19 protein-coding genes and 1 pseudogene are annotated in these 22671 nt (G+C 57.8%); 17 read left to right on the forward strand and 3 right to left on the reverse strand.

The window, feature by feature from the left end:
- The first annotated feature begins 52 nt into the window (after window positions 1-52).
- The 15 genes from HY795_09995 (at window position 53) to HY795_10065 (ending at window position 17317) form a co-directional block, all read left to right on the forward strand.
- The gene (locus tag HY795_09995; GenBank protein ID MBI4805553.1) at window positions 53-1483 is read left to right on the forward strand and encodes an outer membrane homotrimeric porin; all 1431 of its coding nucleotides are present in this window, start codon (window positions 53-55) and stop codon (window positions 1481-1483) included.
- A 314-nt stretch (window positions 1484-1797) separates the two neighbouring features.
- A complete protein-coding gene (locus tag HY795_10000; protein MBI4805554.1) occupies window positions 1798-2769 on the forward strand; it encodes a chromate resistance protein in 972 nt (323 codons plus the stop codon).
- The gene (locus HY795_10005; GenBank protein MBI4805555.1) at window positions 2766-3317 is read left to right on the forward strand and encodes a hypothetical protein; all 552 of its coding nucleotides are present in this window, start codon (window positions 2766-2768) and stop codon (window positions 3315-3317) included. Before HY795_10000 ends, HY795_10005 begins: the two co-directional genes overlap by 4 nt.
- A gap of 149 nt (window positions 3318-3466) precedes the next feature.
- Entirely contained in the window at window positions 3467-4687 is a 1221-nt protein-coding gene (locus HY795_10010) for an MFS transporter (protein MBI4805556.1), read from the forward strand.
- Window positions 4656-5207 (forward strand): HDIG domain-containing protein, encoded by a 552-nt coding sequence (locus HY795_10015; protein ID MBI4805557.1) that lies wholly within the window; start codon window positions 4656-4658, stop codon window positions 5205-5207. Before HY795_10010 ends, HY795_10015 begins: the two co-directional genes overlap by 32 nt.
- Entirely contained in the window at window positions 5204-6373 is a 1170-nt protein-coding gene (locus HY795_10020; GenBank protein MBI4805558.1) for an MFS transporter, read from the forward strand. The genes HY795_10015 and HY795_10020 overlap by 4 nt, the downstream gene beginning before the upstream one ends.
- Window positions 6370-9510, forward strand: coding sequence for a pyruvate, phosphate dikinase (locus HY795_10025; protein ID MBI4805559.1), 3141 nt, complete (start codon window positions 6370-6372; stop codon window positions 9508-9510). Before HY795_10020 ends, HY795_10025 begins: the two co-directional genes overlap by 4 nt.
- On the forward strand, window positions 9503-10795 hold the full coding sequence (chrA, locus tag HY795_10030; protein MBI4805560.1) for a chromate efflux transporter: 1293 nt from the start codon (window positions 9503-9505) through the stop codon (window positions 10793-10795). Before HY795_10025 ends, chrA begins: the two co-directional genes overlap by 8 nt.
- 33 nt (window positions 10796-10828) lie before the next feature.
- Window positions 10829-11236 carry an ammonia-forming cytochrome c nitrite reductase subunit c552 gene (locus HY795_10035; GenBank protein MBI4805561.1) on the forward strand — a complete coding sequence of 136 codons (408 nt, stop codon included), beginning with the start codon at window positions 10829-10831 and terminating at the stop codon, window positions 11234-11236.
- A 368-nt stretch (window positions 11237-11604) separates the two neighbouring features.
- Window positions 11605-12660, forward strand: coding sequence for an acyltransferase family protein (locus HY795_10040; protein MBI4805562.1), 1056 nt, complete (start codon window positions 11605-11607; stop codon window positions 12658-12660).
- A 29-nt stretch (window positions 12661-12689) separates the two neighbouring features.
- Complete coding sequence (locus HY795_10045; GenBank protein MBI4805563.1) at window positions 12690-14699, forward strand: sensor histidine kinase; 2010 nt, start codon at window positions 12690-12692, stop codon at window positions 14697-14699.
- Between the two features lie 90 nt (window positions 14700-14789).
- The gene (locus tag HY795_10050; protein MBI4805564.1) at window positions 14790-15455 is read left to right on the forward strand and encodes a response regulator transcription factor; all 666 of its coding nucleotides are present in this window, start codon (window positions 14790-14792) and stop codon (window positions 15453-15455) included.
- Window positions 15456-15778: 323 nt separating this feature from the next.
- The gene (locus HY795_10055) at window positions 15779-16141 is read left to right on the forward strand and encodes a hypothetical protein (GenBank protein MBI4805565.1); all 363 of its coding nucleotides are present in this window, start codon (window positions 15779-15781) and stop codon (window positions 16139-16141) included.
- A gap of 197 nt (window positions 16142-16338) precedes the next feature.
- The gene (locus tag HY795_10060) at window positions 16339-16749 is read left to right on the forward strand and encodes a hypothetical protein (GenBank protein ID MBI4805566.1); all 411 of its coding nucleotides are present in this window, start codon (window positions 16339-16341) and stop codon (window positions 16747-16749) included.
- A gap of 124 nt (window positions 16750-16873) precedes the next feature.
- Window positions 16874-17317, forward strand: a complete 444-nt coding sequence (locus HY795_10065) for a response regulator transcription factor (protein ID MBI4805567.1) — start codon at window positions 16874-16876, stop codon at window positions 17315-17317.
- A gap of 125 nt (window positions 17318-17442) precedes the next feature.
- On the opposite strand, the gene HY795_10070 is transcribed toward HY795_10065, so the two are convergent.
- Together HY795_10070 and HY795_10075 are read right to left on the reverse strand one after the other, a co-directional pair.
- On the reverse strand, window positions 17443-17646 hold the full coding sequence (locus HY795_10070; protein MBI4805568.1) for a hypothetical protein: 204 nt from the start codon (window positions 17644-17646) through the stop codon (window positions 17443-17445).
- Window positions 17647-18071: 425 nt separating this feature from the next.
- A complete protein-coding gene (locus tag HY795_10075) occupies window positions 18072-18893 on the reverse strand; it encodes a hypothetical protein (GenBank protein MBI4805569.1) in 822 nt (273 codons plus the stop codon).
- 130 nt (window positions 18894-19023) lie between these two features.
- On the opposite strand from HY795_10075, the gene HY795_10080 reads away from it, so the two are divergent.
- On the forward strand, window positions 19024-19356 hold the full coding sequence (locus HY795_10080; GenBank protein ID MBI4805570.1) for a hypothetical protein: 333 nt from the start codon (window positions 19024-19026) through the stop codon (window positions 19354-19356).
- 1298 nt (window positions 19357-20654) lie between these two features.
- Entirely contained in the window at window positions 20655-21224 is a 570-nt protein-coding gene (locus HY795_10085) for a hypothetical protein (GenBank protein MBI4805571.1), read from the forward strand.
- Here the strand turns inward: HY795_10085 and HY795_10090 are convergent.
- Window positions 21211-22631 (reverse strand): annotated as a pseudogene (locus tag HY795_10090) (ferric reductase-like transmembrane domain-containing protein). The gene HY795_10085 and the pseudogene HY795_10090 sit on opposite strands and share 14 nt — an antisense overlap.
- Between the last annotated feature and the right edge of the window lie 40 nt (window positions 22632-22671).

Here is a 22671-nt window from a genome sequence, read left to right on the forward strand (position 1 = left end):
ACACAAGTGCGGCCATGCTCTCCACACATTCAGAACTGAGGACTTGCCGCTCATGAAACGCGTGTTCCTGCTGTCCGCAGTTTTTGCGTTGCTGCTCGCTTCCGCCTTACCTTCCCATGCTTCTCCCGAAGTGTTCATGATCGGCGACGTGCGCATCAACGGGAACTACTGGTCTCACCAGTACTTCACCGGCTGGAACTCCACCGCCAACCGCACGGCGGACCCCTTCACCATCTGGCAGCGCGTTCGCCTGCGCACGGACTTCATCGCGGACGAGGGTCTCAAGTTCCGCCTCGGCATCCGGGTGAACAACTCGGCCTGGGGCAACGGCACCTACACCGTGGACAACCCGATCCCGGCCATCGACGTGTATCAGGCGTTCATTCAGTTCAAATGGCCGGGGACCGGCATCGAATTCACCATCGGCATGCAGGACCTGGATCTGCCCATCTCCTCGGACATGATCTGCGCCAACCCCGTGCTGGGCGGAGTTCGCGGCACTGCCGCCCTGGTGGACATCCCGGTGATAGACGGTACCCTCTCGATCAGAGGGGGATTTTACAGATTCCTTGATTCCAATCGCGACTTCGATCCGACCACCACCCAGGTGCCGGACGAGTTCGACGCCTACCTCCTGAGCCTGCCCATCACCCGGGAGGGATTTTCGGCCACTCCCTGGGCAATGATCGGCGTGACCGGGCGCAATGCCGCCTTTGCGAGCGTCGGAGCTGGCGGCGCTGGCGCCAACCAGACCCTGGCCAGCAACCTCTTTTCTGCCGGATACCCCCTGCTGCCGCACGGACAGCAGAACGCGCTGGCGCCCTACCTCTGGATAGGCGGGAGCATTGCCTTCACCAGGCTGGACCCGTTCAAATTCTACGCCGACTTCATCTACGGCCAAGGCAACAAGAGAAAGGGTCGTTTTTTGGACGTGGGCGCGGAATACACCGGGTTCGACGCGCTGACCCCGCAGCTCACCTTCTGGTACGCCTCTGGGGAGGACTCAGACACCATGAACGGCTCGGGGCGCATGCCCATCATCGCCAGCGCTTGGGGGCCAGGAAACTCCTTTCTCTTCGACAGCTCCCAGGAATTCAATAAGAGCCTCATGGGTGTGGACTACCTGGGGGCCTGGGGATTCATCGCCACCCTGGACAAGATTTCCTTGGTCAAGGACCTGTCCAGCCGTGTGAGTTTCACCTTCGCCCAAGGCATGAATTCGCCCAAGGCCCTGCGCCAGGGAGTGCTGCTCTGGGGCTACGGCAACTACTTCCAGATGGGGCGCGAACTCGCCCCCACCGAACACGTTCTCGCCGTAAACATCGACAGCCAGTACAATATCTTCGGCAACCTGGCCCTGATCATGGAAACCGGCTGGGCCCACGGACAGTTCGACAGCTCGGTCTGGGGCCGCAGGCTGGTGGAGCAGAGCCGTGGCGGAGACGCCTGGAAATTCACCTTGGGCTTCAGGTACAAGATCTAAAGACCGGTTATCGGGCGCCCCCTGCCTACTGGCTTTTATTTCGCTGCTACGTTGCTCATGATAAGCTTGCGTCAGTGACTCAGCGCCAAGCACTTCTCCCCTGAAGCATTGTTCCCTGCGCCCGTGCATCCGCACGGGCGCTTTCATTTTGCAGCTTAGTGATGAACCCCGCCCAGGGCCTAAGACGAACACCTCTCTCCCTGTGGGAAGATTGTGTTTCAGAAAGCCTCCTCTATACCCCGTACACCCGCCTGCCACGGTCGCTCAAAAAGAAACCTCTTGACAAATGTTATAGCTATGACAATTAGTGTTACATGAGTAACGACAAATGGCTTTTCTTCTCCTTTTCCCTGCCCGCCAAAAACCAGAGCGGGCGCATGCGCGTCTGGCGGCGGCTGACTGGCCTTGGCGCTGTGATCATAAAAAACGCCTTCTATGTCCTGCCGGTTCGTGCCGACCTCCACGAACAGCTGTTGTGGCTGGTCAAGGAAGTGGAAGGATTGGGCGGCGAAGCCCTGTTTTTGGAAACAGCCCCCCCTGCTAACATGTGCGGCGAGGACATAGCGCTTAAGCTCACCCAGGCCCGCGACGCGGACTGGCAGACCATGGAGCAGGAACTGCTCCCGCTTTTGGATCAGGCCCGCCAACCTGCTTCGGACAGGGCCCATCTGGAAGCCGCACACCGGCGTTTGGGCAAACGTGCAGGGTCGCTTCGCGATATCGACTACTTCCCCAGCGGACGCGGAGCGCGTGTTGAAGGGCTTGTGGCGGAGCTGGCCCTGCTGCTCTCAGGTGAAGCCGCTCCCAACGTGACGCCCACCCTGCCGGCACTCTCACCGGAAAACTTCAAGGGCGCGGTGTGGGTCACCCGGGAGCGCCCCTACATCGACCGGCTGGCCTCGTTCTGGTTGGTGCGCCGCTACCTTGATCCGGACGCGGCCATCGCCTTCGTACCAGCTGAAGACAAACCGGCTAAGAAAGTGGGCACGGTCCGTTTCGACATGGCCGACGCCGAATTCACCCATGTCGGATCCCTGACCACCTTCGAGGTGCTGTGCGAATCCTTCCGCCTCACCTGGAGGATTCCGTCCAGATTCAGAGAGGTCATTCGGGCCATCGATTTGAACGAATTGGAGACAGGTCCCGCCGAAGCGCCCGGCGTCAAGCAGGTGCTCGACGGTTTCGTCCACAGCATCCCCGGGGATGCCTTGCTTGTGGAGCAGACCCTGGCGCTCTTCGACGCCCTGCTCGCTTCCTACTCTCAAACCAATGGAGAACAGCAATGAAAGACATCGCCATACAGGTGGCCAATCTCATGGCCGCTTCCGCCCGGACAGCCCCCAAGGCCGGAGGCAAGGATTTTTTGGAGATCGTTGTGGTCAGCCAGGACGAAGATTTGAAGAAGATCGCCCAGGCCATGAAGGACTATGCTCCCAAAAGCACCAACGAAGCCTACTGGCTGAGGGACGCCTCCAACATCGAGAACTGCCACGCCCTGGTGCTGGTCGGTCTGGGCAAGTCCCTGGGTGCCGGCTATGATTGCGGAGCCTGCGGCCACGCCACCTGCAAGGAATTCGAGGCGAAGCGTATCATGACGGACAAGGCCATGGGCTACGACGGCCCGCACTGTATGATGCGCATGATGGACATCGGCAGCGCCCTGGTTTCGGCGGCCAAGACCGCCAGCATCCTGAACCTGGACAATCGGGTGCAGCAGCGAGTGGGCGCTGCGGCCAGGGCCCTCGGCTACATGCAGGCCGGGGTGGCAATGGGCATCCCGGTCGGGTTTTACGGCAAATCCATCTTCTACGACCGGTCCGCGCCCAAACACTAAGAACCGGCGCATAGTTGGAAATTCCCCTGGGAATGCCTGTCATTCCCAGGGGAAGGCAGAATCCGGCTACCCTACTCGGGATTCCAAAGGGCTACGCCTTTGGCCGCCGGAGGCTTCCTTTCCGACAGCGCCAACGAGAACACTACACCATGGACCCCTTCAAGAACCTCTGCACCGTGGGCTTTCTGGCCCGTTTCTCCTACGCCCTGGCCAGGAACCCTGTACTGCCCCTGTTCGCATTATTCCTGGGGGCAGGCCCTGAAGCCATCGGGCTGGCCGTGGGTATCTCCACTGTGACGGGTATTTTCTTCAAGCTTCCGGCGGGCGCATTATCCGACGTTGTCGGAAGAAGACGCACCATGCTGGCCGGGCTCGTCGTTTTCGGCGTGATGCCCTTCGCGTATCTCTTCATCGAATCCTATTCCGCGCTGGTGATCGTTCGCTTCCTGCATGGTCTGGCAACGGCGATCTATGGCCCCGTGGCCATGGCGGTGGTCGCGGACGTGGCCGGGGCGCGCAAGGGCGAGTTGCTTTCCTGGTTCTCATCCGTGGGCATCATCGGGACACTCCTCGGTGCTCCCATCGGCGGGTTCATCCTGGATACCGGAGCCAATGGCGGTCCGGTCATGTGGCAGTTCCGGCTGGTGTTTGCCCTCAGCTCGCTTGCTGGCGTGGCGGCCATGATCCTCGGCTTCAGGACGCTTGGGATCGAAGAAAAGGTCGAGCACGGCCTGGGTTTCGGGGCGCGCCTGGCCAAATTCCGGGAAGGCATCCGGGAAGTGCTTTCGGACAAACGCATCGTCACTGCCTCCTCCATGGAAGGCGTGCAGAACATGACCATGGGCGCCCTGGAGGCCTTCCTGCCGGTCTATGCTGTGAAGGTGGCTGGTCTGAGCGAATTCCAGGCGGGCCTGTTATGGGGCGCGCAGATCGTGGTGACCATGTTCTCCAAACCGCTGATGGGCCGCGTCTCGGACTCCCGTGGACGCAGGCCGCTCATCGTGGCGGGCCTTGCGCTGTGCGCGTTCTCGTTCGCGGCGGTGCCCTTCATGGGCGGCTTCTGGACGCTGCTTGCGGCGAGTCTGGTTTTCGGCCTTGGCGAGGCTCTGGTGACATCCTCCTCGGCTGCCATGGTGGCGGACCTGTGCCGCGAACGCCACTTCGGCTCGGCCATGGGAGCGTTCGGCACCATTTTCGACGTGGGCCACGCCTCCGGCCCCATTCTGGCTGGACTTCTGGTTGGCTGGATGGGATACCGCGTAAGCTTCCCCCTCATGGCCGCGGTGCTGTTCGCGGCGATCCCTCTCTTCTTGAAATATGTCCCACAGGAGGACTGTCATGCACCCCTTGATCGACACGCCGGATGTTGAATTGCTTCGCGCGCAGGGGATGTCCGAAGAGGACATCGAGCACAGCGTTGCCGTGGCCGAGCTGGCCCTGGACATCGCCGGACGCGTGGATGTGCCGCTGGACATGGCGTTGGTGTCGCGGGGAGCACTCTTCCACGACTTGGGCAAGGTGAAGACCCATGCCATGGAGCATGGGCGTATCGGCGCAGAGATGGGCGCAAAGCTCGGGCTCCCTCCGGAAGTGTGCGCCGTCATGGAGAAGCACATCCGGGGAGGGCTGACCGGGGCGGAAGCGCGCGAATTCGGCCTGCCCGAAAAGGACTACACACTCCACAAACTGGAGGAACGCGTCATCATCTACGCGGACAGGCTGGTGGACATCATAACCGAGGGCAAGGTGCCCCTCAGGGACCCGCGCGACGCCGAGGAGCGCTTCGAGGAAATCCTCAAGGCCTACCCAAAGTACGGCAAGAACGAGATCACCATGGCCCGATACTTTGGCTATCACCGTGAAATTCAGGGGCTTATGGCCAGGGCGTGAGCACTTGCGTCTCCCCGTTCAGGTTCCTGTGCGCGGTGGGTTTCCTGGCCATCCTGTCCACGACAATGGCGAAGAACCCAGCGCTGCCCCTTTTCGCCGCCAGCCTCGGGGCAGGCCCCGACGCAGTGGGGCTCGTGTCCGCACTCTCACCCCTGGCAGGGGTGCTGGTGAGTATACCCGGCGGATTCTGCTCGGACGCGTTCGGCAGGCGCAGGCTGCTCTTGGTCTCTTCCATCATCTTCGCCACCGCGCCGTTCGCCTACCTGTTCGTCACAAGCGTGTGGGGTCTGGCCCTGGCGCGCTTCTACCACGGGCTGGCCACAGGGGTGTTCATGCCTGTGGCCCAGGCCGCCGTGGCCGACGCCTTCGACACTTCCAAAGGTGAGAAGCTCGGCGGCTTCTCCTCTGCCACCATGGCTGGCCGTTTCATCGCGCCGGCAATCGGTGGGGCGGCCCTCTGGCTTGGCTTCGAGTTCGTGTACTTACTGTGCGGCCTGGCCGGAGCAGGAGTCATGTTCCTGGCTTGGCGTATGCCCCGTTTCGAGGAAAGCTCGGCCCCTGCCTGCCGCCCGCCCGTGGGCGAGAGCTTGCGGGAGCTTTTCACCAGCCGGGGAATCCTGGCCGGGTGCCTGCTGGAGGCGGGCATCCTGTTCGCCTACGGCAGCTTTGAGGCCTTCCTGCCCATCGCTTCCATGGAACTCGGACACCCGGCCTGGCTCACGGGAATCCTCTTCTCGGCCCAGGTGCTCACTGTGGCCCTGACCAAGCCGTTCTTCGGCCGCTTCTCCGACCGCCACGGAAGGCTCGGGCAGATGGTGTGGGGGGCCGCCCTGACCGCCGCAGCCTGCGGGGCCATCGCCTTCGCCACCGGTTTTCCCTCCCTCGTTGGCTGTTCCGTGCTGCTGGGGCTGGCCCTGTCCGTGACGACTTCGGCCTCGTCGGCTTTCGTGGCGGACATGGCGCGCAAGGAAAACCGGGGCGCAGCCATGGGAATGCTAGGGTCCGTGATGGATGTGGGACATTCTGCAGGGCCTCTGGCCGCCGGGGCGGTAGCGGCCCTGTTCGGAAGCTCCGGGGCCTTCCTCTGCGGAGCATTGGTTCTGAGCGCGGCCACAGCCGCAGCATGGCGTATCGCGCCAGCACAACCGTATGGAGGTGGCACATGAGCCTGTTTGGCTTCCTGAAAAAGAAAAATGCCTGTCAGCTCCTTGTGGACCCTGACGACAGGACAACCGTCAAATACCGTCACTTCAAGGAGCTGCTCGAACAAAACGACGCAGTGCTCGATGCGCTGGCAGCACTGGAGCAGACGTACTACGGCGGCGAGGTCTTTACTTCCGGGGCGGCGCGCCAGACCGTGCAGAGCATCGGAGAAGCAACCGCTTACATGGTCCGCTCGCTGGAGAATCTGGCGCCGAATCGTCACGGCGGACTGGATGAAGCACAGCGGAGGATTCTCGCCCAGGCCCTTGCCGCCTTCGATCCACCTGCGGAAATGGATGTCGCTCCCCTTATCCTGCGTCTTGAGGATGTCGCTCCGGAGAGCGCGCGACAGGTCGGAGGAAAGGCCGGAAACCTGGCCAGGGTCCACAATTCGCTGAAGCTGCCGACCCCGGATGGGTTCGCCGTCACCACACAGGGCTTCCGGGCGTTCATGAGGCACAGCGGGCTCGACGAATACGCCAGGAAGGAACTCGAAATGATTTCCCCATTGGATTTGCCGGAACTGGAAAACCGATGCGGTCGCATCCGGCAGGCCATCCTGGAAGCCGATCTGCCTGCCGATCTGTCGGCCGCTCTCGGCGGAGCCCTGGAAACGTTGAAGCGCAAACTGGTGGCCCCTGCCCTTCTTGCTGTCCGGTCCAGCGCGGTTGGAGAGGACGGGGCAGCAAGTTTCGCGGGACAGTACGAGTCCGTACTCAACGTGCCCTTCGAGCGCGCCGGGCAGGCCCTCAAGGAAGTGTTCGCCAGCAAGTACACGCCCCGCGCCGTGCTTTACCGGCTCCGGTGGGGTTTGGACGATGGTGACGCACCCATGGCCGCCCTGGTCCTGACCATGGTCGACAGCCGGGTGAGCGGCGTGCTCTACACCATCGACCCCGGCGCGGACGGTGGTCTGGCGATGCGCTTGGACGCGGTTTCAGGTCTGGGCGACAAGCTGGTGTCCGGTGAGTCCAAGGCGGTGACGACCCGCATCTCCAGGTCCCCCCTTGGCATCGGCGCTTCGACTGAAACGCCGCTGCTCTCCGATGACGTGACGCTGGAACTGGGCAGGATGGGGATGCTTCTCGAGGAGCATTTCGAATCCCCGCAGGACGTCGAATGGTGTCTGGACGGGCAAGGCCGGCTCGTCATCGTCCAGTCCAGGCCGCTGGACACTCCCGAGGAGGTCTCTTCTCAGGCTCTCCCAGCCGGTGATCTCGACCTCTCCGATTTTCCCACGCTGCTGTCTGGAGGAGTCTGCGCCAGCTCGGGTGTCGCCAGCGGAACCGTTCTCCATGTGGAGGGGGCCATTCCAGAAACCATTCCCGAAGGCGCGATCCTCGTGGCCGTCAATGCCGCGCCCGAACTGGCGGCCCTGCTGGACAGGGCCGGGGGGATCGTGACCGCCATGGGTGGAGCCGCGAGCCACCTTGCCTCCGTTGCGCGCGAGATGGGCATCCCCGCGCTCTTCGCAGCGCCCGGATGCAAAGAACTGCTGACGGAAGGCCAGGAGGTCACCCTGGATGCGTCGAACCTCCGGGTGCTCCAGGGACGCGCGGAAGCCCTCCTCACCATTTCCGGCAGGCCCCGTTCCCGCGTGGTGGACAGCCCCATGCACGTGCGCCTCAGGGCAGCCCTGGACGTGATCTCTCCTCTCACCCTCACCGACCCCGACGCGGACACGTTCTCCCCGGCAGGATGCAATACCCTCCACGACATCGTCCGCTATACCCATGAGAAGGCCATGCGGGAGATGTTCGGCATGTGCGAGAACGCGGAGGGAGCAGCCAATGTCGCTCGCCTCAAGGCCCAAATTCCGTTGACGCTCTATTGCGTCGACCTGGGAGGCGGCTTGCGTGAGTTCCTGACCACTTGCGACGATATCAAGCCCGAGGACCTGCGCAGCACCCCCATGTGCGCCATATGGAGAGGCTTCACGCACCCGGGCATCACATGGTCGGGCACGGTTGCCTTCGACGCCAAGAGCTTCATGACCCTCATGGCCTCGTCAGCAACGGCAGAAGTCGGGGGAGGTGCTCCCGGAGGAGACTCCTATGCCCTGCTCGGAGCTGACTACATGAACCTCTCGGCCAGGTTCGGCTACCATTTCGCCAATATCGACGCCTTCTGCGGCGAAGTCGCCTCGCAGAACCACATCAAGGTCCGCTTCGCGGGAGGCGCAGGGACGTTCTCCGGAAAATGCCTGAGGGTGACGTATCTGGCCAAAGTCCTCGCCCGGCTGGGCTTCACGGTGGACACAGCCGGCGACGTGCTTGACGCTACCCTGAAAGGCGCGCCCTTCAAACAGACCGAGCATGCGCTCGACCAGTTGGGCCGCCTGATGGCGGTGAGCCGCCTTCTGGACATGGCCATATCCGGGCAGTCCGAGATCGAGGCCATGACGGAGGCCTTCTTCAAAGGTGATTATGACCTCCTCGCCAAACGCCAGGAGAATCCCCTGCCGGAGTTCCATCTCGCCCAGGGAGATTGGGAGTGCGCTCTGGACGAAACGGGAGCCCAGATCGCGCGCCAAGACGGCGCGAGATGGGCCACCGGCCTGTCCAAGGGATTCACCTCCTTCATGGGCAGGCTCTCCGGACGCAGGTACCAGCGCTTCCTGGATAACGTGGAAGCCTACTTCTACTTCCCCCTTGCAGTGGCCAAAGGATCCGACATGGAGGACGGCCGGGCCAGCCTCAGGGTGAGGCCCGTGGCGGGGGCCATCGACCAGGCCGGGGGCCTGGCCTTCGCCGTCCGCACTGCGGGTACGTATCTGGTGCTTCGCATCAATGCCCTGGAGGACAACCTGATCCTCTTTGCCTTCAAGGACGGACGCCGGAGCGAACTGGCCAGCGCCCATCTGCCCGTGAAAACAGGCCTGTGGCGAGAGCTGGCGGTGGAGGTGCGGGGCAACACAGTCACCGGATTCGTGGACGGCAAACCCTACATCGTCCACCATTTCGATTACGCCCCGAAAGGCCTGGTGGGCATGTGGTCCAAGGCGGATTCCGTCGTGGAATTCTCGGAGCTGCGCCGCTCCGACGGGCAATCGGAGCTTGTCTTCCTCTCTCAGCCGCCAGGGAGAGCTGAAAATGAATGAACATGGAACGCCGCCAAGCGTCCCCTTGAAGCAGGCCTTCGCCTACTGGTTCAAGCTCGGCTTCATCAACTTCGGCGGCCCTGCCGGGCAGATCGCCATGATGCACAAGGACATCGTGGAAAGCCGCAAGTGGATGAACGAGAGCATGTTCCTGCGCGCCCTCAACTTCTGCATGCTGCTGCCCGGCCCTGAGGCGCACCAGCTGGCGGTGTACATCGGCTGGCGACTCAACGGGTATCTGGGCGGCTTCATCGCAGGGATGTGCTTCCTGCTGCCGTCGATCGCCCTGATGCTCGCCCTAGCGTGGCTGGCCGCCGCCAAGGGCCACGTCCCCGCTGTCTCCGGAATTTTCCACGGCATATCCGCCGCCGTGGTGGCCATCGTGGTCGAAGCCCTCTTCCGCCTTTCAAAGAAATCCCTGAAGCACGGAGTGCTGTATGTCTTTGCGGGTGCCGCGTTCATCCTGGGTCAGTTTTTCAATGTCCCGTTCCCGGCCATCGTGCTGCTGTCCGGCATTGCCGGAACGCTGCTGGCCAAGACTCGCCCCGAGATATTCTGCCATCGGGCCACCGGGAGCAAGGAATGCACGATGGAGGAGCCTTCGCCTGCGAAGGAGCTTCCTTCCTTGAAGCACATCGTCAAGGTCGTCGGCCTGTTTGCGGCCGTCTGGGGCATAGTGGTGCTACCTGTTCTCGCCTGGCGTGGTTTTGGCGACGCCTTGTCCGAGGTATCCCTCTTTTTCACCAAGGCGGCTTTCGTCACCTTTGGCGGGGCCTACGCCGTGCTGGCCTACATCGCCGACAACGCGGTCCAAATGGGCTGGCTCGCGGAGAAGGACATGCTCCTGGGGCTCGGGCTTGCGGAGACCACGCCCGGCCCGCTGATCATGGTGACGCAGTTCGTCGGTTTCTTCGCCGCCTGGAACAACCCCGGTTCGCTCGCGCAGTTGCAGGCTGGCATACTTGGAGGCCTTCTCACCACGTTCGCCACCTTCCTGCCGAGCTTCATGTTCATCTTCGCGGGGGCTCCCTACATTGAGGCGATCACATCCAACAAGAAGTTCGCCGCCGCGTTGACGGGCATTTCGGCAGCCGTTGTCGGCGTCGTCCTCAAACTGGGTGTGTTTTTCGCCTGGCACACGTTCCTGCCCGGTGGAAAACCGGATGTCTTCGCATTGTTTGTTGCATTGGGCGCACTCTATGCGCTGCTTCGGCTCAAGATGTCCATGCATGCGCTGGTCGGCCTGAGCGGCGCAGCTGGTTTCGTATGGCAAATGCTGTCCTAACGTGAGGTCGGCCAGACCGACCTGCAGGACCGAGTGGAGTTCTGGACCTACTCCACCAAGCCAGCCAACTTCTGGGCGAACGAGGATGCGAAGAAGAACCGCCAGCAATATCACGACACCATGCGCTCAGGCCACATGGCCTCGGGCGTCACCTGCTCCACCTGCCATTTGGACCACGCCACAGTGCATCAGAAGTCCAGCCTGAGACTGCCCCGCGACCAGCAGTGCATTGGCTGCCATACGTCCCAGAAGGCCATGTTCGATGGCAGCGTCCATGCCCAAAAGGGAGTGGTCTGCGTGGATTGCCACATGGCCAAGATGGGCAACCGGGTTGGAGCCACCCAGAAGACGCCCAAGGACCCCTTCCACGTTTCCGCCCACACTATGCGCCCCGTGACTCCTGCCCAGGCGGATGTGTTCAAGATGCGCTCGCCCGCGTGACTTCCGACGGCAGCATTGGGGCTCACAATCCGCAACAGGCCATGCCCCTTCTCGATCAGATCGGCAAGGATCTCGGACGGAAGTAACCTACCAACACACCCGACAGGGCCCGCCACCGGCAGTGTTGGCGCGCCCATCATCACAACACCTCCCGCTGCCTCGCCTTTTTTTCGTTCACCTTGTCTTGTAGAGTTCTCTTTCCCGGTCTATACTTCTGTATGGATTTTGGATCGCCCCCCTTACGGACAATCTGGCACAAGTCCAGTGTTACATCAGGTTCTTACCGAACAACATGCCTGTTGCCGTTTCCCAGTGCTTGTTTTAAGGGGTGATCCGCTGTGGTTCCATCAGATACTCCATTACAATCCATGCCCGCCGACCGCTTCGAATACCTCGACCTGCTTCGCACCCTGGCTATCGTTGGCGTTACGGTCATGCACAGCGCCGCCCCGTTGCTGCACAGCTCCAAAGCGAGCGAAGTGTGGTCCGGGCTTGTCTATTCTTCGCTGTGCCTGTTCTGCGTGCCGATCCTTTTAATGATAAGCGGAGCCCTGATGCTTGGTTCCACTCGCCCCATGGTTCTCTCGGAATTCTATGGCAAGCGCCTGGTCAAAATACTTCTCCCGCTGCTGGCCTGGTCCATCATCTATTACGCCCTCATCTGCATTCAGACCGGTTCTGACCCGAACCTGATCAGTTTCTTCAAAAGATTCCTCACAGGGCTCTGGTCCGGCCCTCTCTGGTTCCTGTACATGATCGTGGGCGTCTACCTCATGTCGCCTTTTCTGCGTCCGGCCTTTTCCGACGCCTCCTCGAATTACGGCCCCATCTTCGTATGCATCACCTTCGGCCTGACCGCCCTCAACAGCGCCACACGCCTACTCTGGGAGCAGGACCTGAACCGCTTTCTCTCCGGAGCGGTCATTCCCTATTATTTCGGCTACTTCGTCCTGGGGCATCTGCTCAAAGCCAGAAAGGTAAATATCCCCGGCGGCAAGCCGGTTCTGGCGCTTCTCTTTTTCGCCTGCGCCGGGTTGACCGCCCTTGGAGAATTCGCGGCAACTGGGGACAACACCATGCTTCCCACCACTTTCTTCAATTACCAGCAACCATTGACCGTATTGATGGCAGCCTCATTTTTCCTTTTCTTCAAAGACTGGAAACCGGCTGCGAATCAGAAACGGGCCTGGCTTGTCCATGAGCTGAGCGGCCTGACCTACGGTATTTTCTTGTCTCACATTCTTGTTCTCATGCTGCTCACCGGGCAAATACCTCTCTTCTTCAGCCACGGAGCCGGGTTGAACTGGTACAGCGTGCATCCCTGGGTTGGCCCTATCCTTACTGGCTTGGCGACATTCTTAGGTTCGGCCCTGCTCACGGCGGGACTCAAACGCCTTCCCTGGCTTTGCAGGATCGTTCCCTGAAACCTTCCGCCTTTGGCACCGCCTGGACCTTGCTTTCTCACGAGGTCTTTGCGGGCCGTGCTCAACTCCCGCGAAAAGTCATCCTTGCCTCGTTGCTGCTGGCCGTCCTGTTTGTCGGGCACTCCTGGGCCACTACCCAGCCGCCCACAGCCCAACAGGGAATTCTGGACCTTTCCTCCTGGAACCCAACTGGTGACGGATCGGTGAAACTTGACGGCGAATGGGAATTTTATTGGGGCCAACTGCTGACCCCGGACGACTTCACGAAGCCATTCCCCACTGGGACGATCAATTACATTCCGCTTCCCTCCGCCTGGAACGGTTTCAAACTGGACGGAGTCTCGGTCGAAAGTGAAGGCTATGCAACCTTCCGGCTAAAGATCGTCCCTGCTCCAATCAACACGGCCCTGGCCCTGCGCCTTCTCGGCATCAATTCCGCATTCAGGCTCTGGCTCAATGGCAGTCTCCTCGCCCAGGGCGGAACCGTGGGCAAGAGCGTCCAAACGGAACTTCCGAACCCTTCCCCGGTGCTGGTGCTTTTCCAAAACGACAGGCCGGATCTCGAGCTAGTTCTTCAGGTCTCGAACCACACTTACAGACAAGGAGGAATCCTCTCTTCCGTTTGCCTGGGGCCAGAGGCCCTGCTCATGGCCGAGCATACCCGCCCCAAAGTGGTAGCGTTCTTCTTCACGGGCAGCCTTTTGATCATGGGTATCTACCATCTGGCTCTCTACGGGTTTCGCAGATCGAACATACCACCTCTCTACTTTGGGTTTTATTGCCTCCTCTGGTCCGGCAATCACCTAACGTCCGACAGCAGCGAGTGGGCGATACTTTCCTTGCTTCCGGGAACACCCTTTGTGATAATCGACAGAATATCCTGGATATGTTTTATCCTCTCCGTCCCAGTAGGGTACCTGTTTTTTAAATCTCTTTATCCACAGTATTTTTCTACACTATTAATGCGGTTGTCGCAAATATTCGCAGTCATATTTACACTAATTGCCATTCTTTTCTCTTCTATTGCATTTACATCTCTTCTGCCAATCTACTATCTCATCTCTTCTATCCTCATATTATACTGCCTTATTAAATTGCATAATGCAAAGATCCAGGGAGAAGAAGGTGCCACTTTCATCCTTGCCGGCTTCCTTATTTTGGGACTTGTCGGCATAAACGACATGCTCAACGATTTCGGAGCAATCCACACGGCATACCTTCTCCCCGTGGGAATGTTCTCCTTCATCCTCTTTCAATCCTTCGCCCTGTCTCTACGTTTTTCCAGAGCTTTTGCCGCAGTTGAAAGATTGTCATCGGAACTGGAATGCAAAAACGTAAAGCTGGTCGAAGAAATCCAGGAGCGTGCGCGCCTTGAGCGCGAGGTGATAAGCATCAGCGAACAGGAACGCCGGCGCATAAGCCACGACCTGCACGACGGCCTTTGCCAGCAACTCACCGGAGCCAGGTTGCGGTGTTCGGTCTTGGAAAGCAAACTGGCTGCCACCCTCGACAACCCTTCCGAGCTCTCCCAACTCTCCACGCTCTTGGATGAATCGGTCAACCACGCCTACGACTTGTCCCGCGGGCTCTGGCCCGTGGAGCACGATCCAAAAGCTGAAAGTCCTTCCCTGGAGGAATTGGTCCGGCGTTTTGCCGACTCGAGCGGCATATCCATCGAGTTCCGCAAGAAAGAGGCGTGCGACAGTTGTTCCAACGAGCACATCACCCAACTGTATCGGATCGCCCAGGAAGCCATCTCCAACGCGGTCAAGCACGCCAGGGCAAGAAAAATCGACGTGACCCTCACCTGCACCGCTGGCGATGCAGTAACCCTTTCGGTCCGGGACGACGGGATAGGCCGGAGCAAGGCGAAAAACACCAGAGGCGGCCTGGGAATTGGCATCATGAAACATCGTGCTCGATTGATAGGAGGCATACTCACTATTGACGACACTGCGACAGGAGGGACATTGGTAACCTGCACCGCCTTTTGTTCGGCCAGCCGCGCCAAGGCTCACGCTTCACACACTACCGGATGATCAGCGTTTCGTGTATGTTGACCTTGGTATATGTAACGGCGCATCAATCCGCACCGTAACGCACGAGCCACACGACACGAGTCCCTGAAAATGAATCCCGTGCAACTCCACAAATCTGGAACAACATCGAACACGAAGACCGGCATGCGGATAATCCTCGTGGACGACCACCCGGCCGTGCGCCAGGGCTTGGCGCTGCTGTTCACTCAGGCAGGCCACACGATCAGCGCTGAAGCGGAAAGCCGGACAGAATCACTTGCGCTGCTTGGCGCATCTCATGCGGACATAGCAATAGTGGACTTATCCCTGGGGGACGAAAGCGGCCTCGATCTGATGGCTGACTTGCGGGAACGTGGTATTCCAGTGCTGACCTACTCCATGCATGAAAACTTTGAGGCCATCGAGAGGGCGTTTGGCGCCGGAGCCAACGGGTACGTCAGCAAGCGGGAGAAATCCGAAGTGCTCCTAGAGGCGGCCCAGGAAATTCTGAAGGGGCGGCGCTTTATCAGCCCACGTGCGGCGCAAAGCCTTGCGGCAAGCGTCCTCCCCCCCCAAGAAAGCCTTGGGGAGATCTGCCTCAGCGAACGTGAGTCTCAGATCATGCACATGCTCGGCCAAGGCGATTCGAACGCCGAGATTGCCGCATCGCTTGCTATCAGCGTGCGAACGGTAGAATCATATTGCTCCAGAATTATCGATAAGCTTGGAGCAGACGGGATGAGAGAGCTCAGAAAATTGGCCATCCGCAACAGATAGCATTCCCTGACGTTCTGTCAGGACCAGGCCAATCCTACACCTGTCCCTTCGGCCACCTCTAAGTATCCGATTCTATGGCCTGGATGGCCGGACACACGTCTTCCTCTCCTCCTCGGGTGACCGTGATTTCCCCTACACGCCTGACGAATCCCCCCACAGACAGAGCTCCCGCGTCCGGATACTATCATTCTTTATTGCGCTCCGAGTTGGCTATCATGCTGGTTCAGCTGGGCCACTTGCTGCAACTGTATTCCAACCCAGTCAGTCTATGACGTATTTTCCATTGCCTGAAATTTTCTAACCAGAACGAGGAGGAAACGTTCATGAGGGTTAAAATTGCGCTCGCTGCCATCTGCTTCTTGCTTTTTGCTTCTAACAGCTTCGCCTACGATAAAGCTGTAACGTTCATAAGAAACGGTACATTTAATAAGTGCAAATATAAATCCATAGGCGAATCCATTGACGAAGCATTCGAGAACCCCGTCTGGGAATCCGGAAAAGCTACCGATGGTACGCTCATCGTCAATGCAGAAGGAATTGTTACCTGGCAAGGAAAACGGTATCGTGTTCTTATGCAATTTGCTCCGCAACCAGGAGGAAGCATTAAGACAAATGGTGTTTCATTCAATGGACAAGAGATGGGACAAAAATTCTTAACTGAATTTATAACTGAGCTTTGTAAATAGACTTGTATTCCCGCACTTACAATGTACAACGCATTATTTTACATGCTGCCGGCTGTCACGCTGCAAAACGTTGCCGCGTTGCGAACTGGTCGCAAACAATTCAATAAGTGATTGTCATATGTTCACCATGTCCGGAGACTGCCAGTTTGTGCGGCTTGCATCTCATCATGAGCAAATTACCGCTGGAGAATGAGAGGATGACCAACGGCAAGTGTTTATTCAAATTACGTGTCATTGCTGCCATATTACTGTGCTTCGTATTCAGCGTTGCAGAAAATGCCCATGCAAAAAACCAAGCCATCAAATTCCAAACCGGCTCCACAAGCGCTACGGTTAAGGGTTCTGTTCTTCGAGGTGAGCGAGCCATCTATCTGGTCGGAGCAAAGGCAAGCCAGACCATGGTGGTTGAGATATCGAGCACTGAGAAGAATGCCGTTTTCCAATTGCGGATCCCAGGCAAAGGAGAACACTACCTGCCCGGCGCAGGGGAGGAAGATGATGCCACCTCCTGGCGGGGCGCCCTGCCTCAGGCCGGAACGTACAAGATCATAGTCGGAGGCACACGAGGTAACGCTGAGTATTCTCTGCGCGTTGAAATCAAGGACTGACAGCCTTTCCGTAAACAGGCCGCTCCAGGGAGCGAAGCGCTCTGGAGCGGCTCACTGCCATGTGGCCCCGCCCCCAGGCGAAAGCGTCCGCCACAAAACGTAGCATTCCTCCCCAAGGAAACGGATGCCCAGACACGATCACCGCGGAGCTCGCGTACTTATCGCGGACCACCATCAGGATGTGCGCAGCGGTCTGGTCCTGCTTCTAACCCAGAACGGCTATACTGTCTGCGTAGAAGCCGCGAATATGATTGAAGCTTTGGCGCTATTGCCTGGTTCGGGAGCAGAGATAGCTCTCGTGGATATTCAATGGAAAGACGGGGATGTCATTGAACTGCTTGAGGCACTCCGCGAACTGAAGATTCCAGCCCTGGCCTATTCCATGAGCGAGGCCCCTGAAACGATTCAGTGGGCGTTCATTGCCGGAGCCAGTGGATACGTCACCAAACGCGAAGACCCGGAAGTGCTTCTTGAGGGAGTACGCGAAACAATGGCCAGAAGGCGCTTCCTCAGCCCCAGGGCGGCCCAGAGCCTGGCAAGCAAGGCGCTTTCCTTCCGCGATCAATAATGGAGCACATTCGGCGTGCAAGGCACACCAGCCGCTGCCGGGACCCATCGTCTGCCAAATCGCCACCTGAGCATTCCCCCGCATCAAGATGCGCTCAAAACTCAGCACTCACGGGGCGAACTCGCCTAGTACCAGCGAAGGGTCACTAGAATAGCGGAGATGGCAAACAAGGGAACCGTTTTTGAGATTTTGCTGACAAAGTAGGACTCAACACCGGGGAAAACCGCGGCTGCGGAGCACACTGCCACTGAAAAGGCCACATAAAGCGCCGTGGCGACCAGCAGGAGTGGAAGAAACTGTGCCAAAAAAAAGATGAGCACGGACTGCATATTCTGAACCCCTCCAACACGTCTCGGGATCTGACGCTTAGCATTCATGGCCGACTATTGGGCATGCCCTGAACACATCGGTTTTTGCGCTCAATGAGCCTCTCGAAGCCAGCGCCCCTGGGGCACGCCATACGCTGCGGAGGCTATTGCCAAGCTTGCAAGTATAGAGGGAATTCGAGGAAATGTGGTTACGGCGCGAAAGACCATTCTGCTAGAAAACGCACTCATTTCTGGCAAATCGTCCGCTCCGCGCAGGGCAAGCTCCAAGGCCTGCCTTACCAATCTTTTGAGCTTGCAGTGCTGCCCCACGACGTTCGGCCATTTCAGATCACACAGAGCGGAACGCAAATAATCATCGTTTTGCATTTTGGATTCCGGACACGTTTCCCAAGAATTGAGGTCAGGGGATGGGCGCCAGCCCCGGCTCAATGTTCAAACGACGGGCCATCAATCTCCACACGCTCAGCCTGAGCCAATCCGAACCGCGTAATATACGAATCAGCCTGAGGATCGCCTCGCAAGGCACATACACGCCATGGGTCTTTTACCTGATCAATCCACAACCCTGCAGTATTGTCTGAACGATACGACACACCCCAAACCATACCCCCACCAGCCCGGTACAGCTTCACGTTGGAGTAGAATACTACGGGCCATACCTTCCAATATGTTCCAGCCACATGGGTACATCTGCATTCCACCACTTTATCGGCAAATGGTCCAAATCGTTTTTCCAATGCCATTTCAAACATATCCATCGCAGGATAACCATATGACTTTACGGAAACAAACGGAATGAGCGCAATGAGCGCCAACCCTACAAACAGGACTCCCCTGCCAAGAATGAGTTTTAATGCGGCAGCAGTCGCGCCGAACAAAAGACATGTTGCCAGAAAATAAACCATGAGAAGGTAACGCCCTTCATAATGATTGATACGTACCCACGAGTTAGTTCCATAGAAGAGATAGTTTGTTATGGCGGCAAGACCGATGAGGAAAGATGCCCGCCATAGAGCAGCACAAGGACTGCCGCCCCCCATCTTGGCGCGCCACGGCGCGAAGAACGTTGCACACGATGCAACTGCGATACATGCAAAGAAAATATTTTTCTCAGCATGGGAATACAAAACCATTTTAAAGTTTGCAGCAAGGCGTGCCAGTGCTTCAGGCCAGAGCGACACAGGAAGTACACTGTAATCGTGCGCAGAGAATTGTTCAGCGTAGTAGAACTTCAGTGTAAGATTCACTGCCAAAGCCAATACTACAATCCCCAACGCCACGAGAGTGGAGCGAGTTCGTCGCCACCCACTCGAACTGGAACTGGACGCATGGGAACAAGCTCCGAAAGCCAGCGGCAACGCTGTGAGGAACATGCCTATGTTCACCCAGAAACTCACACATAAGAGCACTAAACCGGCCAGCAACCTGCCCTACTCCGAATCAGGACACGAAGACTCGCTCCACCCGCGCCCCAATACAAGCAAACCGGCAAACAACATCGCAGCCGAAGGCGCGAAGGATTGCCCAATGCTCATATATGCCCCCATCGGTTCCACAGGTGGCCATATCAAAGCGGTAAGTGTCATCAGTGCGCCCGCGAGCAGCCAGCTCCCAGGGCCGAAGAAGAAACGGCATGCGGCGAAGAATGAAGAGAAAGCCATGACAGCGCATAAAAAATTCTGCGACACTAAGTTCCACAAAGGATCCTGAACAAAACGTGTCAACAGGGGAAGCAACATCCCGAAGCGATCGGCCCCCCAGTAGAAGACGCTCATGCTCTGCGTGCTAACCAGCACAGGAACAAGTTCATCTCCTGTTGAAAGGCTGTGAAATGGGCTTAGAGCATAGATCAATGAGGCAAGAGTCAAGCTGAAGAACAGAAGTAACATTTCAGCCCAACTTAAAGAGGCGTGCAAAGATTAATCCGCTTTGATATCTTCCCCCATCAATAGATCTAATCCACTCTAGAGCATTGGGAACACTAATCCGTAATCATATTGAATCTTGGGCTAACGAACGCCGCGAGGGAAATGAACTAGTCCGTTGAACAGTATATAAACTTGCATTCTGACTATACGCTACCAGCAGCCCCCAAACAAAATGGACATCCCCACCTAGGCGACAACTCTTCGTGACACTCGATCCAAGCCCTGTTTCAAAATAAGCGTTTACATGATCTCAGTTAAGCTCTGCCAAGCAAATTAATGGCACGCGCATTCGTCAAGCTTTTCGCCATGGTACAAACTCGAATCAACGATCTCAAGCGGATACTTACCGCTGCTCAAGATCCACAGTCCGCGAATTCATACACATTATAAAAAACACAAGAAAAAGGGGTCAGGCTAACAGGCCTAACCCCTTAAATTCATTGGCGCGCCAGAAGGGATTCGAACCCCTGGCCAGCTGCTTAGAAAACCGCCTTCTATCTGGCTATGCCTTGAAATAGTTAATGAAAATATGGCTCGGATAACTTTTTCTGGACAAAACCGGTTATTCACAGGACCAATCGGTTATCCAGAGGTTATCCACGAGAGGTCCTCAGAATGGGACAAAATTGCGGCGGCACCCATTCATGGCATTCAAGAGGTCGTCGATTCGACTCTGTCCAGTTCCACCATCAAATTTCCCAGAATTAAGACCAGTTAGGATACCCTAGCTGGCCTTCTTCTTTTTCAGCCCTCGCCTTTTATGGGGTGATATCACCACCCGGTTTGGTGACATTGTTCCCAGTCTGTTCGGGCAGGTGCAGGTTTCTGACTACGGGCGCTTGAAAAAGGGGGCCGGGTGAAACCCTTTGCCAACCAACTGGAGTTTCACTCTTTCTGGCCGAACACCCTCGCCAATCAAAAGAGACTGGAGTAGAAAAAATTCAGGGAAGTTCTGGTGCTGTTACTTTGCATTCTCGACAAGACCCCGAGCAAGGCATTGAGTTAAATGGCCCATTCCCAAACCGGGGCGAATCTGCGAATCGTCAGGAATTTCACCCAACGTAATTATGGGAGTAAACAATGGATACTATATCGGTCTGGTCTGCCATGACCCCGCTTGAAGAGCTTGCCGCCGTCAAGGCCGACAGCACGTTGATGGCCACCGCCAGCTCCCTGAGAGCTTGCAACTTGGGCGTCCCCGGCCCGGCGCTGGTCCGTGTGATGGATGAATCAGGCGACACCGTCGGCGTTGTTGGAATGGTTGACGTCATCAGGGGGCTTGAACCCAAGTATCAAAAGGACGGCTTTTACGAAGACATGCGGGAAAAGGCCTTGCCCAAGGGCATTCTGGAACTTTTCATCACGAACTATGGCTCTGATCATATTTCCATAAGAAATTTGGTGGAGAGGGCACGTTCGTGCACGGTCCAAGAGATTCTTCGCAAGCCCTTCCCGGATGAAACCATATCACGGGAGGCTTCCATAGGCATGGCGATGGATACGCTCGTGCTGCGACGCAGGGAATACCTTCTGGTCCTTGAAGGGGAGCGCGTACTGGGTGTCGTAGACAGCTTTCTCATCCTCGACGCAGCCCTTGCCAAGGCAGGGGATACGGAGCGTGAGAGTCGCCTCAGCGTCAGACCAGATTGAAATCCTCAATGATGATGTCCATCGGCGACACACCCTCTTGAATCAGCTGGATGCTGAGCGCATCTAACATTGGGGTCGGTCCGCACAGGAAAAACAACCTTTCGATAAACTGCTCCCCTAAGGCGTTCTTGATGTTGGCGACTGTGAAGCGCCCCATGGTCTGATCGTGGAGCACGTATTCGTACCCGGCTTCCCTGGCATTCTTCAGGTTGCCGAACGGACTGGATGCGACCTGGGCCAGGATGTCGTCGTCGAAACTCGCTTCCTCTTGGTTCTTGCAGATGTAAAAGAGGGTGATCCTGGGAGCCTTCCACTCGTTGGAAATCTCCGGATGCCTGGCCTTCAGGATTCGATCCATGTCATCAGTGCGTATCCTCTCCTCCGAATGAAGCGCCACATGCCACATACCGATGAACGGGGTGATGCCGATTCCCCCCCGATGAAAACACAGTCCTTGCCTCGGCTGAAGAATGGTTCACTGAATCTTCCGTAGGGTCCATACACGTCTGCCCTGTCGCCAGGCGCAAGATGGACAAGTGAACTCGTGTGGTCACCCACCTCCTTGATGCCCAGTTTGAAGCGACCGTCAGACGAATAGCCGGACGCGATGGAATACGGATGGGGCTCCGGGGGAATGGGCGGAGTGCGGATCACTAGATAGACAAACTGGCTGGCCTTGAAATCCATTGGCTTTCCCAGGGGGCGCAGCGTTATTTCCCTGGCTCCGCCCACGGGTTCAATTGTTTCGATAGCATACTCGTGGCGAGGCCCGAGGTGTCTATAGAGAAACCGGATGTATACCCAGGAGGCAGCACCCGCCAGGAGCATGGCCCAGAACACAATTCGCAAGGGGGCGTAGCGGGCTACGTCCGCATGGACCATATACACGTGTATCATGACCAAGATGAAGACCGGTCCGAGACACTCATGCAGGCGTTTCCACAGTTCGTAACGCATGATGAGCCGCAGGGAGATCGCCACCAGGGCGAACAGCGGGATCATAGCGGCCAATCCGATGTCTTTACCGAGGGAGTCGCGATCCGAGAAGTTCAACTCGGGTGAAAAGTACGCAAGGAATGCGGACAAATCCGGGAACCTGTGCGCTGCGAGAAAGACGGGGTGCAGAGCGATCACCAGACATAGGACTTTCCCCAGCCGCTTATGAATCTGGTAGACTTTGTCCATGCCCAGGAAAAGATCTTCCACTACCCTGAAACGCGCAGAGAGTATAATGCACCAGCACATGAGCGTTGTGGCGCTCAGGGATGCGGCCTTCGCCACATACTTGAATCCGTCGTCAAACCAATCCTGATAAAGCCATTTGCAATAAAGCCAAAGAAGCAGCGTCGCTCCAACCGAAATCCATACCGGCCAGAAGCGCAGATGAAACCGCGACGTTGTCAGCATGGAACCCTCTATTCCCCTCAGGAACCAGGAGCAGCTTCAA

Origin of the sequence: Desulfovibrio sp., from assembly GCA_016208105.1 — a bacterium.
Lineage (GTDB): Bacteria > Desulfobacterota > Desulfovibrionia > Desulfovibrionales > Desulfovibrionaceae > Fundidesulfovibrio.